At 51.3% G+C, this 12,571-nt stretch carries 15 protein-coding genes; 9 read left to right on the top strand and 6 right to left on the bottom strand.

Features of this window, described 5'->3' with window-relative positions; genetic code table 11:
- Position 1 precedes the first annotated feature (1 nt).
- The 8 genes from FCL42_RS19345 (at position 2) to FCL42_RS19310 (ending at position 6,778) form a co-directional block, all read left to right on the top strand.
- Positions 2-697, top strand: a complete 696-nt coding sequence (locus FCL42_RS19345) for a YggS family pyridoxal phosphate-dependent enzyme (RefSeq protein WP_136865111.1) — start codon at positions 2-4, stop codon at positions 695-697.
- A complete protein-coding gene (proC, locus tag FCL42_RS19340; protein WP_267873246.1) occupies positions 687-1,502 on the top strand; it encodes a pyrroline-5-carboxylate reductase in 816 nt (271 codons plus the stop codon). The genes FCL42_RS19345 and proC overlap by 11 nt, the downstream gene beginning before the upstream one ends.
- Positions 1,503-1,523: 21 nt before the next feature.
- A complete protein-coding gene (locus FCL42_RS19335; protein WP_136865076.1) occupies positions 1,524-2,069 on the top strand; it encodes a YggT family protein in 546 nt (181 codons plus the stop codon).
- Positions 2,066-2,353, top strand: a complete 288-nt coding sequence (yggU, locus tag FCL42_RS19330; RefSeq protein WP_136865075.1) for a DUF167 family protein YggU — start codon at positions 2,066-2,068, stop codon at positions 2,351-2,353. The genes FCL42_RS19335 and yggU overlap by 4 nt, the downstream gene beginning before the upstream one ends.
- A 50-nt stretch (positions 2,354-2,403) precedes the next feature.
- Positions 2,404-2,838, top strand: a complete 435-nt coding sequence (locus tag FCL42_RS19325) for a DUF4426 domain-containing protein (protein WP_136865074.1) — start codon at positions 2,404-2,406, stop codon at positions 2,836-2,838.
- Positions 2,839-2,911: 73 nt separating this feature from the next.
- A complete protein-coding gene (gene rdgB, locus FCL42_RS19320) occupies positions 2,912-3,508 on the top strand; it encodes an RdgB/HAM1 family non-canonical purine NTP pyrophosphatase (RefSeq protein WP_136865073.1) in 597 nt (198 codons plus the stop codon).
- Between the two features lie 2 nt (positions 3,509-3,510).
- Positions 3,511-4,653 carry a radical SAM family heme chaperone HemW gene (hemW, locus tag FCL42_RS19315; RefSeq protein ID WP_136865109.1) on the top strand — a complete coding sequence of 381 codons (1,143 nt, stop codon included), beginning with the start codon at positions 3,511-3,513 and terminating at the stop codon, positions 4,651-4,653.
- Between the two features lie 274 nt (positions 4,654-4,927).
- A complete protein-coding gene (locus tag FCL42_RS19310; RefSeq protein WP_229359912.1) occupies positions 4,928-6,778 on the top strand; it encodes a DUF885 domain-containing protein in 1,851 nt (616 codons plus the stop codon).
- A 117-nt stretch (positions 6,779-6,895) separates the two neighbouring features.
- On the opposite strand, the gene FCL42_RS19305 is transcribed toward FCL42_RS19310, so the two are convergent.
- The 6 genes from FCL42_RS19305 to trmB all read right to left on the bottom strand — a co-directional run bounded on the left by FCL42_RS19305 (position 6,896) and on the right by trmB (position 11,436).
- Entirely contained in the window at positions 6,896-7,159 is a 264-nt protein-coding gene (locus tag FCL42_RS19305) for a hypothetical protein (RefSeq protein WP_136865071.1), read from the bottom strand.
- A gap of 184 nt (positions 7,160-7,343) precedes the next feature.
- Positions 7,344-8,273: a LysR family transcriptional regulator gene (locus FCL42_RS19300; protein ID WP_136865070.1), complete on the bottom strand. Its 930-nt coding sequence runs from the start codon at positions 8,271-8,273 to the stop codon at positions 7,344-7,346.
- Between the two features lie 206 nt (positions 8,274-8,479).
- Entirely contained in the window at positions 8,480-9,295 is an 816-nt protein-coding gene (locus FCL42_RS19295) for a DUF2884 family protein (RefSeq protein ID WP_169308463.1), read from the bottom strand.
- Between the two features lie 163 nt (positions 9,296-9,458).
- Entirely contained in the window at positions 9,459-10,373 is a 915-nt protein-coding gene (gene glsB / locus FCL42_RS19290; protein ID WP_136865068.1) for a glutaminase B, read from the bottom strand.
- Entirely contained in the window at positions 10,373-10,714 is a 342-nt protein-coding gene (locus FCL42_RS19285) for a 50S ribosome-binding protein YggL (protein WP_136865067.1), read from the bottom strand. Before FCL42_RS19285 ends, glsB begins: the two co-directional genes overlap by 1 nt.
- Positions 10,715-10,725: 11 nt before the next feature.
- Positions 10,726-11,436 (bottom strand): tRNA (guanosine(46)-N7)-methyltransferase TrmB, encoded by a 711-nt coding sequence (gene trmB, locus FCL42_RS19280; RefSeq protein ID WP_136865066.1) that lies wholly within the window; start codon positions 11,434-11,436, stop codon positions 10,726-10,728.
- Positions 11,437-11,514: 78 nt separating this feature from the next.
- Between trmB and mutY the strand changes: the two genes are divergently transcribed.
- Entirely contained in the window at positions 11,515-12,564 is a 1,050-nt protein-coding gene (gene mutY, locus FCL42_RS19275; RefSeq protein WP_136865065.1) for an A/G-specific adenine glycosylase, read from the top strand.
- Positions 12,565-12,571: the final 7 nt, after the last annotated feature.

The following is a 12,571-nucleotide window of genomic DNA, read 5'->3' as shown; positions in this document are numbered from 1 at the left end:
GATGACAACCATAGCAGACCGGATCGATGCTGCGAAAGCTCGAATCACCCAAGCTGAGAAGCAAGCCCAGCGTCCGCTAGACTCAGTACAGTTGCTGGCCGTCAGTAAAACCAAGCCAGCCTCAGATCTGCGTCTGGCCTTCGAAGCGGGCCAAACTCAATTTGGCGAAAACTATCTTCAAGAAGCACTGGATAAGCAACAGCAATTAAGTGATCTGAATATCCAGTGGCACTTTATCGGCCCAATTCAGTCCAACAAAACCCGTCCCATCGCCGAACACTTCGATTGGGTACACAGTGTCGAACGGCTAAAGGTAGCCCAGCGCCTGTCCAATCAGCGCCCAGACTCAATGGCTGAGTTAAATGTGTGCCTGCAGGTCAACATCAGTGGAGAAGCCTCCAAGTCTGGCGTCAGCGCCAATGAGCTGTTGCCCCTAGCTAAACAGGTGGCAGCGTTGCCACATCTGACCCTTAGAGGTTTGATGGTTATTCCACAAGCTACTGATAATCCAGAACATCAACAGCAACAATTTTCTGAGGTAAAAGCCCTGTTCGATCAGCTAAAATCTCAGTATGACAGCGTGGACACCCTGTCTATGGGGATGAGCGGCGATCTGGAAGTCGCCGTAGAACAAGGCAGTACCATGGTGCGAATTGGCACCGCCATTTTTGGGGCAAGGAATAAACGTGAGCAATAACATCGGATTTATTGGCGCAGGCAACATGAGCCGCAGCATCATTAGTGGGCTAGTCACCAATGGCTATCCTGCGGCCAACATCATCGCCAGTAACCCCAGTCAGCCAAAGCTAGATTCCCTAAAACAGGACTTTGGCATCCAAGTCACCACCGACAACCTACAAGCGGCTCAATCGGATCTACTGGTATTGGCGGTCAAACCTCAGATGCTGGAGCAGGTATGCAAACAGTTAAGTCACCTAGACTTAAGCAATACTTTGCTGGTTTCCATTGCTGCTGGCGTTACCTGTGAACGCATCGCTGAGTATCTTGGTCAGCCAGTCAAACTGATTCGCGCCATGCCAAATACGCCATCGCTTTTAGGGCTCGGCATGACCGGCATCTATGCCAATGCAAGGGTTAGTGATGAGCAGAAGCAGCTGGCACAGCAGTTACTGAGCTCTGTTGGTGAAACCGCGTGGTTTGATGAGGAAGTGGGCATCGATCAGGTTACCGCCTGTGCCGGCAGCGCACCAGCGTACTTCTTCCTGATGATGGAAGCGATGCAGCAAAGTGCTGTAGACAGCCTAGGTGTTAGCCCAGAGCAGGCAAGACAGCTAATTCAACAAACCGCCATTGGCGCCGCCGCCATGGTAAAACAGAATCCTGAGTTGTCACTGGAGGAGCTACGCCTACGAGTGACCTCAAAAGGCGGAACCACCGCCAAAGCCATTGAACATTTTGAAAGTCAGGGATTACGTCAGACCGTCGATGGTGCTATGCAAGCCGCCTTTGAGCGCGCCCAAGAGATGGCCAAACTTTTTTAATTTGATACGGACCGAACGCTAATGCAATCAATCGTCTATCTAGTCTCAACTCTGTTCAACCTCTATTTGATGGTCTGTCTGCTCCGCATCTGGCTGCAGTGGGCCAGAGCCGATTTCTACAACCCATTTAGCCAATTTATCGTCAAAGCGACCCACCCCATTTTGTCGCCAATGCGCCGAGTTATCCCCTCCATTGGCAAGCTGGATCTGGCCAGTCTGGTGTTGGCGTATCTAGTGGCGCTGGCGAAATGGCTGGTTTTGGGTGCCATCACCGGCGCCGCCTTTGACCCACTTTCCTTCTATTTGGCCGCCATCACCGTTGTGAAAGAAGCGGGCTTCCTGCTGTTTTGGATCCTGATCATTCGCGCCATCATGAGCTGGGTTAGCCAAGGCCAAAACCCCATTGAATTCGTGTTCCACCAACTTACTGAACCTTTCCTCGCGCCAATTCGCCGCGTCATTCCTGTAATGGGCGGTCTGGATCTGTCGCTGATGGTGGTACTGATTGGTATGAACTTCATCAATCTGGCGCTGGGAGATCTGCTGCCATTGTGGAGAGCCATTTGAGCCCAGTGACGCAGCAAGCCGACGGCTTGCTGCTCAACCTCTACATTCAACCTAAAGCGAGTCGAGATCAGATTGTTGGCACTCACGGTGATGAGCTGAAGATCACCATCACTGCGCCGCCTGTCGATGGCAAAGCCAATGCCCATTTGACTAAATTTCTAGCAAAACAGTTTAAGGTGGCCAAAGGGCAAGTCAGTATTTTGAAAGGCGAACTTGGCCGCCACAAACAGATACACATCGAGGCACCAAGGCAGGTGCCAGACGTCATAGAACGTCTATTATAAGTACAAGGCAGCCTCCAAATCGGAGGCTTCGCCACCGCAAGGAGCTGATTATGTTTACACGTTTAGGCGCCATTTTGGCCCTGTCTCTCATGCTGGTTTTCCCCGCAATGGCCGAGCAAAAGGTGACGGTGGGCGATTACGCCATCCACTACGTCTCCTTTGGCAGCACCTTTCTAACTCCTGAGATCGCCAAAAACTATGGCCTGACCCGAAGCCGCTACATCGGCTTGGTGAATGTCAGCGTTAATGACACTCGGGATCCCGATGCCATGGCCATTCCTGTGACCATTACCGGCTATGCTCAAAACCTAATTGGTAACCAAAAGACACTGGATTTTAAAGAGATCCGTGAAGGGGATGCCATCTACTACTTTGCAGAGCTCGACCATCGCAACGAAGAGACCTTCACCTTTAACCTCACCGTCTCCAACGGCAAAGATCTCTCCACCAAACTGAGCTTTAAACAGAAGTTCTACGTCGACTGATACTTTGGTATTCGGCCTAGGCTCGGGTAGAATCCCTCTCCTGAGCCTCAGGCACATAAACCGAGTACCTATTATGAAAAAGATTGTTCTGGCCACCGGTAATGCCGGCAAGGTTAAAGAGTTCGCCACCCTACTGGCTGACTTCCCGATTCAGGTTTCCCCTCAAAGTGAATTCAACGTCCCTGAAGCCATCGAAGATGGTTTAACCTTCGTTGAAAACGCCATCATCAAAGCTCGTAACGCCGCCAAGGCCACTGGACTTCCAGCCATCGCTGACGACTCAGGTATCGAAGTGGACGCCCTAAACGGCAAGCCTGGGATCTACTCGGCTCGTTTTGCAGGGGAACCCTCAAATGCTGAGAACAACTGGCGCAAATTGCTGATTGAGATGGAAGGTAAAGCCGACCGCAGCGCCCGCTTCCAATGCGTATTGGTATTCATGCGCCATAGCGAAGATCCAACCCCAATCATCTGCCAGGCAAGCTGGGAAGGTGAGATCTTGGATCACGCCCGAGGTGAACAAGGCCATGGTTACGACCCGGTATTTCAGGTTCGTGGCGATACCCGTAGCGCCGCCGAGATGGACGCCGACACCAAAAACCGCCTCAGCCATCGCGGTAAAGCGATGAAACTGTTGCTGGATGCCATGAAAGAACAAGGCATTATCTAATGATGAAGTTGCCACCGCTGTCGCTTTACATCCACATTCCGTGGTGTGAGCAGAAGTGCCCCTACTGCGACTTTAACTCCCATGGTCGCAAGGGAGAGATACCAGAAGCGGACTACATCAGTGCGCTCCTTGAAGACCTTGCCAAAGACGCTCATCTTGCCAAAGGGCGTAAGCTGGCCAGCATCTTCATTGGCGGTGGCACCCCTTCGCTGATCTCCGCCGTCGGCATCGACAGATTACTTCAAGGGGTCGAGCAGCAGTTGGGGTTTGAAGACCACATTGAGATCACCATGGAAGCCAACCCAGGCACCCTAGAAGCGGGCCGCTTCGAAGGGTATCGCCTCGCGGGCGTCAATCGCCTGTCGATTGGTGTGCAGAGCTTCCAGCCTCAAAAGCTGATGCGCTTAGGTCGAATCCACAATGATGCTCAGGCCCACAAAGCGATCGACAGTGCCAAAGCCGCCGGTTTTGAGCGAATCAACATCGATCTGATGCACGGACTGCCCAACCAAAGCGTTGACGATGCCCTATTCGATCTTAAACAGGCCATCGCCCACAACACCGCACACCTGTCTTGGTATCAGCTCACCATTGAACCCAACACCCAGTTTGCTTCCAAACCGCCTACGCTTCCCGACGAAGAGATCCAGTGGCAGATCTTCGAACAAGGTAAAGCCCTACTGGAAGCCGCCGGTTATCAGCAGTACGAGATCTCCGCGTGGGCCAAACCAGGCTATCGCTGTGAGCACAACCTCAACTACTGGCGCTTCGGTGACTACCTTGGCATTGGCTGCGGTGCCCACGGCAAAATCACCTTGCCAGAAACCAATGAGATTGTGCGTACCGTTAAGGTAAAACATCCAAAAGGCTACCTAGAGCCAACGCGGGACTTCATGGACAACCAAAGCCCGGTCCTCGAAGAGGATATGGCACTTGAGTACTACATGAATCGCCTAAGGTTGATGGAGGCGATGCCACTCACCGAGCTGGCCGAGCGCACCACACTGACTCAGCAACAGGTGGCAGAGGTGCTAAAAAACGCCGAGCGCAAGCAGCTTATTCGCATCGACCATGAGCAGATGCAACTCACCAGCACTGGTCATCGTTACCTCAATGAACTGCTGGCAATGTTTCTGCCCGATTAGTTTAAACACCTTGGTTGATCGAATATTCAGATCTTTTAACAATTTCGATTCGAAACTTTCTATCGCTCCATGCATGATTAAACCAACCTAATTAAATAAGTGGTCTATCTAGTGCGACCAAGAAATGGGTTCAATCAAAACGCGAGACGCCATTGCTAGTGCCCCTAACAATCGGTCTCGCAATGAAGAGTTGCCCCATTAAAGCAAGCAGTAGTGATCAGGTATTTATTCAGGTTGGTATAAACCCCAAATCGATCACTGCATGGAGCAACACGTGACCCTACGCCACTCAATTACCGCCGCGGCGGTCAGCGCGACCCTACTCTTCAGCCAAAGTGCTTTTGCCCACGCTGAAGGCCACGGCCAGCCCGCCCCTACGTCGACCACTTCCCAAGCCAAACAAAGTGATAACGCCGCCGCAGAAGCGCTGTTTGAACAGTTTTTTATGGAAGATGTGATGGCCAGTCCCGTATTTCAAACCTACCTTGGCATCAAGAAAGACCAAGATAAGTGGGACGACCTCAGCGACGGCTATCAGCAACAGCAACTTGAGCGCACAAAAGCACAGCTAAGCAAACTCAGCAACCTGGATGAAAGCGCCCTGAGTGGCCAAACCAAGCTTAGCTACCAACTGTTGAAACAACAGCTTGAGCAGGATATCGCAGACTACAAGTGGCGTTATCACAGCTACCCAGTCAACCAGATGTATGGTTACCAATCCACCACGCCCTCGTTTCTGATCAACCAGCATCAGATCGAAAGCGTTGATGACGCCACCGCCTACATCAGCCGCTTAGAGGGCATCGAGAAGCGCTTTGATCAGGTTATCAGCCAACTTAAGACCAGGGAGCAGCGCGGCATCATCGCCCCCAAATTTGTGTTTGCCTACGTGCTGGATGACAGTCGCAATATCATCACAGGCTACCCTTTTGAAGACAGTGAGCAGCCATCGACACTATGGCAGGATTTCTCCGATAAAGTGGCCAAACTAGAACTCACCCAACAAGCAGAGCAAGCCCTACTTAATGACGCCCAAATGGCGCTGACTGGCCCAGTAAAGCGCGGCTACGACAAACTAATAAAAGAGAGTGAGCGCTTACAATCCAAAGCTTCAACCGATGATGGTGCTTGGAAATTCCCAGACGGTGACGCGTTCTACAATCAAGCGCTAAAAAACACCACCACCACGGAGATGACCGCAGATGAGATCCACAAACTGGGTCTGTCTGAGGTGGCTCGCATCCACGATGAGATGCGAGCGATCATGAATCAGGTGGGCTTTAAAGGCGACCTGCAGGCATTCTTTGAGTTCATGCGCACCGATAAGCAGTTTATTCTGCCGGATACCGAGGCAGGCAAACAGCAGTACCTGCAATTGGCCAGCGACTACATCGGCAATATGAATGCTCAGCTAGACTCCGTATTTGGCATCAAGCCCCAAGCTGGGCTCGAAGTTAAGCAGGTGGAAGCGTTTCGCGAAAAATCCGCTGGCAAAGCCTTCTATCAGCGCCCTGCCCCAGACGGCAGTCGCCCAGGGTTCTTCTATGCCAATCTGTACCAGATGGCCGATATGCCAACCTATCAGCTAGAAGCCCTAGCTTTTCATGAAGGCATTCCAGGGCATCACATGCAGATCGCCATCGCCCAAGAGCTGGATTCTCTGCCTAAATTCCGCCGCTTCGGAGGCTATACCGCCTACATCGAAGGTTGGGGGCTCTACTCTGAGTATTTGCCAAAAGAGATGGGCTTTTACCAAGACCCCTACTCTGACTTTGGTCGCCTAGCCATGGAGCTGTGGCGAGCCTGCCGTCTGGTGGTGGATACCGGTATTCATGCCAAGCGCTGGACACGTGAGCAAGCCATCGATTACTTGGCCAAAAACACCCCCAATCCTGAAGGTGACATCGTTAAAGCCATTGAGCGCTACATCGTGATGCCATCTCAGGCAACAGCCTATAAAGTTGGAATGATCAAGATCTTAGAGCTAAGAGAGCAGGCGAAACAGCAACTGGGAGATCAATTCGAGCTCAAGGGGTTCCATGACACTGTTCTCGGAAACGGACCATTGCCCCTTAATGTACTGGAACAGCAGGTCAATAATTGGGTAGACAGCGTTAGGTTGTAACTGATTACGGTGGCGGTTTCGGCCGTCATCGTTCCCCTTAACCGACGCCTTGGCCAAAAGGCAGATAAGAAAAAGGGAGAGCCTTTCGGCTCTCCCATTTCTTTTTATTATGTTGGGCTACTTTGTTTTTATTTTGACGCTGCCCATCGCCCGGCTACCGCTCCAGAGCTTATTTTGCTCTTTATTTTGTAGGGTACAGAGTGGTATTCCTGCCGCTGAAAAATGCCCCGGATCCGACCGGGGCCAAAATTCCAGATGATGGATTTCAATAATCCGCTGATAGTGAACCGCGAGGTTAAAACCATCAGGTCGGCGATCTTGAATGGCTTGTTTCCCAGAGGGGTCAATTCTGAAAAACTCAATCTCAACCGACAACTGCATTGTATTCCTATCAGAACAATTGGCAAGTTCTCTGTGGTTAAAATGCTCACTTAACCATAACAACACATTAACCAACACCAGTATTTGAACATTAATCAATCAGTTTAAATTCAATGACTTAACTATTTTTGAATCCCAGTACCGAGTGATTGTTCATATTTGAAAACGATGTTTCCTATATCCACTACAAAATAAGGGCTAATTTTCTATCCCAAGGCGGTACCTCTCCCAAGCTCTCCTTCACAAAATCGGTGAAGGCACGCACTTTAGGAGCAAGGTTCTGTCTGCGAGGGTAAACCGCTTGCAGCGCCAATGGATGGTTGAGGCTCCACTCCGTCATAATGGGGATAAGCTCCCCTTCGCGAATCTCATCTTCTAGCAGGTAAGTCGAGAGATAAACAATGCCTAGCCCCTTCTTAGCCACCTCTTTGAGCGCTGGTGCATCATCAACACGGTAGTTGCCCTTCACTGGGATCTTCTTCTCCTCAGAGCCCCGTTTGAACTCCCACACTGCGTGTTCATACCATTCGCTCTTATAGACCAAGCAGTTATGAGTCACCAGCTCTTCAGGGTTGTTCGGTACGCCGTGCTTAGCCAAGTAATCAGGGGATGCTACCAATACGAAACGGCAATCCATCAATGGGCGGGCAACCATACCCAGAGGCAGTTGCTCTGACATGGTAAGCAGCAGGTCTAGCCCTTCATTCACCACATCTACTTTGTGATCGAGGAAGCTTATCTCCAGCTCTAGGTTCGGGTATCTGGACATAAATTCAGGGATAAGGGGCATCAGGTGCATAGAGCCAAACGCTTGGGTCATGCCTACGCGCAGTACACCACGGATCTCATGGTGCAAGCTCTGTACGTTGGCCACTGCCGAGTCCACCTCCCGAATGATCGACTCTCCATGACGATAGAGAGTCTCACCAGCTTCAGTAAGGCTTAGAGAGCGGGTTGTTCGCTGTACCAGCTGCACCCCCATCTGCTGCTCTAACATACTCACTTGGCTACTTACTTTGGATTTCGAGATCCCTAACCGCCGTGCCGCCGCCGAAAAACCTTGGGCTCGGACCACGTGGGTAAAGATAACAATGGGCTCTAACAGTTCACGCATGGGCATCTCCAGAAGCTGCCACTTCGAATAATGGGTGGCTTGATAGGCGATACTCTACCCCTAAAGCGGGTCAGTACAAAGAGATGCAGTTTTGATTGTTCACAAAAAAAGACAAAAAAGGCGACACACTAACGAAAAATTCGTGTCTGTGTCGCCAAACGCACATCGCAGTCATAAAGTACTGCTAGGGAAATCAGTTATCTGAGTTACCACATCCAGCGGTATGCCAGCTCGTTATCGCTGGATTGAATCAGATCGAAAGCCTTTAATTCTGGAATCTGCTTTTGCATCTCCTGCTCCAGCTTATCCAGCTCCTGCCAGTTCATGCACAGTTGGTTAGCGTCCTGCTCCAGTGAACGCTCACGTTGTGCCACCTCCTGCTCAATCTGGGCAGACATGGTCTCCATACGCTCACCAAAGGCCTCCATCTGGCTAGCGAAGGTCTCCCCTTCGCCATTCACCATGGCGCTGCCCATCTGCATCATAATGCTACCAATAGATTGAGATACCGCCGCTTCGATCTGTTGCTCCAGCTCGCCTTCGTAGCCAACGCCGAAGTTATCAAAGTCACCGGATACCAAGCGATAGGAGCCATCATCTTGCTGAATATGTTCGGTAATAGATTGGGACAGCTCATCCATAAAGCCCTCTAACATCGACATGTCGATATCCATCTGGCTTAGGTGTTCAACCACCGCATCAACCGCCACACCGGCTACCGCTAACGCTTCTTCAATTACTGCCATGGTAGCGGGCATCTGATCATAGAACTGGCTCTGAAACGCCACCATGCTGTTGTATTGTTGAGAGCTAAGATCAACGGTTTTGCCATCCACAAGTAGGTTATGGTCATCGAAGCGATAGAGCACTTTGCCCTCATCACGAACTTCCAGACTGTTCTCAGAAACAATCAAGTCGTGATTAAAATTGATGTCACAGTTGATATCTGACGCATTGGCGGCCAACGGCATCCATAGGGCACAGCCAAGTACTGAAATGGTGAACAATCGAGTGGTGGTCATGGTTAAGCTCCTTGAAATCATTCTGATTACTTGGATGCGAAGATCAGGCCAATATCGACAAAAATAGTTAAATGCTTGAAAAAATTGAGTTTTAAATCAATGGCTCTTAGAGAAGAGATTTTGGGGAGTGGTCAATACCACCACAAAGTGGTGGTATTGAATATCAGAAGATGGAGCGGCCTAAACGCTTAGAGAGCAGTTCCAGCATGCGGGTTCCAGCTAGAGAGTTACCTGACTCATCCAGCTCAGGAGACCAAACGCACACACTCAGCTCACCGGGAACCACAGCAACAATGCCGCCGCCAACGCCACTTTTTCCTGGCATACCAACACGATAAGCGAACTCACCCGCGCCATCGTAAAGGCCACTGGTCGCCAGCAAAGCATTGATCTGCTTACTTTGACGCTCTCCGATTAAGCGGCGCCCCCCTAAACAAACCCCTTGGTTCGCTAGGAAGAAGAACGCTCTCGCTAGATCGGCACAGCTCATGCGAATGGCACAGTGGTTGAAGTAACTCTTCATTACATCATCCACATTGTTCTCGAAATTGCCGAATGACTTCATCAAATAGCAGATGGCCGCATTGCGAGCAGAGTGATCGTACTCCGACTTTGCTACCACTTTATCTGAACAGATGTTGGGGTTACCGGAGAGGTCACGCACCAACTCAAGCATACGTTGCTTGGGTGCCGACAGTCGCCCTTGAAGCATGTCAGACACCACAAGCGCCCCAGCATTAATGAAGGGGTTACGGGGGATGCCGTGTTCAAACTCCAATTGAACCAAAGAGTTAAACGGGTCTCCTGAAGGCTCTTTGCCCACACGAGTCCACATCTCACTCTCATCGTAGATGGTCATCGCCTGCACTAGAGAGAACACCTTAGAAATACTCTGAATCGAGAATGGCTCTAGGTAATCTCCAGCACCAATCACACCACCTTCGGCGGTGCAGATGGCGATGCCCAACCTATCTGGTGGAACCTCGGCCAGAGCGGGGATGTAGTCGGCAACGTGTCCCTGCCCCAGCAGAGGCAGAGCCTCCTCATGGATGCTCTGCAGCAACGCCTTATCAGGCATTAACCCCACCAGACGTCGTATAGCTCGGAGGTTTTCACTTCAGAGACAGGCTTGTCTTTGAAGAAGCTTTCCAGTGCCTGACGGTGCTCTTCGGTGCATTTGCCCAGCTTCTGGGTACACACGATGCCGTCCCATGACTTGTGGCCGCCACCGGAGAAACCCAGCTGCATCGGTTCGATCACTTCATCAATCATCTGATCAACGATGGCATCGATCTGCTCTTCGCTAACCTCTTCGTTAAATACCCAAGCTAGGTCGAAACCCAACTCTTGGAACTCATCTACACGCAGTTTCTTACGAAGACGACGGCTACGGTTCTTAGCGGCTGGAATGTTGGTCATGCGATTTTCTCCTATTCGCTACGTGCGAAAATAAGATCCCAAACACCGTGGCCCAAACGTTGGCCACGAGCTTCAAATTTAGTCAGCGGACGGAAATCCGGACGCGGTACAAAGTCCTGCTCGGCAGTATTGGTAAAGCCTGGGGCTTCGTTCATCTCTACCAGCATGTGCTCAGCATAATGCTCCCAATCGGTCGCCATATGGAATAGACCGCCTGGCTTAAGCTTTTTACGAATCGCTTCAATAAATTCAGGCTGCACAATACGGCGCTTATGGTGACGCTTCTTGTGCCAAGGATCAGGGAAGTACAGTTGTACCCGATCCAACGACTCATCTGGGATGCAGTCTGCCAGAACCTCAACCGCATCGTGCTCATACACACGCAGGTTTTTTACGTTCTGCTCTTCAGCAGACAGCAGGCAGGCACCCACGCCCGGACCGTGCACTTCAACACCGATGAAGTTCTTGTCCTGTTCAGCGGCGGCCATCTCGACCAGAGACTTACCCATACCAAAGCCAATCTCCAGTACCACTGGGGCACTGCGGCCGAATACTTCAGCCATGTCGATCATGCCCTGCTCATGGGTCAACCCCATGGTTGGCCAGTACTCTTCCATTGCGCGCGCTTGACCTTTAGTCATGCGACCTTCGCGCTTTACGTAGGACTTAATCCGACGAATGTGCTTACCCTCAGGCAGCTCAGGCTTTTGCTCTTCAGTCATTTCAACCTTCTCGCTGGTTGCCGCAGGCGTTACACTGTGGCGCCAAAAAGCGGTAATTGTAATTTAGGTAGATAATCGATGGAAGCGAAGCCGAAACCATTTTCCCAGCGGGTGGTAGATTGGTATCGAATCGCCGGGCGCAAATCGCTGCCTTGGCAGCAGCAGAAGACCCCGTACAAAGTATGGGTCTCGGAAATTATGTTGCAACAAACTCAGGTCACAACCGTGATCCCCTACTACCTGAAATTCATGGAACGCTTCCCCTGCGTCGAGTTGTTGGCTGCCGCAGAGCAAGATGAAGTACTGCACCTTTGGACTGGTTTGGGCTATTACGCCCGCGCCCGCAACCTACACGCGGCCGCCAAAAAGATTGTCACTGACCATAACGGTGAATTCCCTACCGATTTTGAGCAGGTACTGGCCCTTCCTGGCATCGGCCGCTCTACCGCCGGTGCGGTACTGTCACTCTCTTTAGGCCAACACCACCCAATTCTTGATGGCAACGTCAAACGGGTACTGGCTCGCCACCAAGCCATCGACGGCTGGCCTGGGGTGAAAACCGTTGAAAATCAGCTGTGGCAACTCACAGAAAAGCGAACACCAGCCAAAGAGATCGAAGCCTACAATCAGGCGATGATGGATCTGGGAGCGATGATCTGCACCCGCAGCAAACCCAAATGTCAGTTGTGCCCGGTGGCCGACGACTGCATCGGTTTCGAGTTAGGTGACCCGAGTTTATACCCCGGCAAGAAACCAAAAAAAGACAAGCCCGAGAAGCACTGCTTGCAGCTACTGCTAGTGGATGGCGATACCGTATTACTGCAGCAACGACCCGCTTCTGGCATCTGGGGAGGCCTGTGGTGTTTCCCCCAATTTGATACCCAAGCACAAGCCAATGACTACCTTGCTCAGCAGGGCATTAACGGCACACAAGTTAAGCTTGAAAAGTTTCGCCACACCTTTAGCCACTACCACCTACACATCCAGCCAGTGGTGGTAAAACTAAGCAGTAAGCCCGCCCAGGTGCAGCAACAGCCAAGCCAATGGGTCGATATAGACGCCCCTGGACAACTGGGTTTGGCGGCACCGACGGAAAAACTGCTGACCGAACTTAGCGAACACCTTTGAGCTCATC

Origin of the sequence: Ferrimonas aestuarii (genome assembly GCF_005116665.1) — a bacterium.
GTDB lineage: Bacteria > Pseudomonadota > Gammaproteobacteria > Enterobacterales > Shewanellaceae > Ferrimonas > Ferrimonas aestuarii.
This window is presented reverse-complemented; position numbering and strand designations above follow the sequence as displayed.

Coding starts and splice junctions, on each gene's coding strand:
- FCL42_RS19345 (WP_136865111.1), top strand. CDS start 2: ATGACAACCATAGCAGACCGGATCGATGCTGCGAAAGCTCGAATCACC.
- FCL42_RS19335 (WP_136865076.1), top strand. CDS start 1,524: ATGCAATCAATCGTCTATCTAGTCTCAACTCTGTTCAACCTCTATTTG.
- FCL42_RS19325 (WP_136865074.1), top strand. CDS start 2,404: ATGTTTACACGTTTAGGCGCCATTTTGGCCCTGTCTCTCATGCTGGTT.
- rdgB (WP_136865073.1), top strand. CDS start 2,912: ATGAAAAAGATTGTTCTGGCCACCGGTAATGCCGGCAAGGTTAAAGAG.
- hemW (WP_136865109.1), top strand. CDS start 3,511: ATGAAGTTGCCACCGCTGTCGCTTTACATCCACATTCCGTGGTGTGAG.
- FCL42_RS19305 (WP_136865071.1), bottom strand. CDS start 7,159: ATGCAGTTGTCGGTTGAGATTGAGTTTTTCAGAATTGACCCCTCTGGG.
- FCL42_RS19300 (WP_136865070.1), bottom strand. CDS start 8,273: ATGCGTGAACTGTTAGAGCCCATTGTTATCTTTACCCACGTGGTCCGA.
- FCL42_RS19295 (WP_169308463.1), bottom strand. CDS start 9,295: ATGACCACCACTCGATTGTTCACCATTTCAGTACTTGGCTGTGCCCTA.
- glsB (WP_136865068.1), bottom strand. CDS start 10,373: ATGCCTGATAAGGCGTTGCTGCAGAGCATCCATGAGGAGGCTCTGCCT.
- FCL42_RS19285 (WP_136865067.1), bottom strand. CDS start 10,714: ATGACCAACATTCCAGCCGCTAAGAACCGTAGCCGTCGTCTTCGTAAG.
- trmB (WP_136865066.1), bottom strand. CDS start 11,436: ATGACTGAAGAGCAAAAGCCTGAGCTGCCTGAGGGTAAGCACATTCGT.
- mutY (WP_136865065.1), top strand. CDS start 11,515: ATGGAAGCGAAGCCGAAACCATTTTCCCAGCGGGTGGTAGATTGGTAT.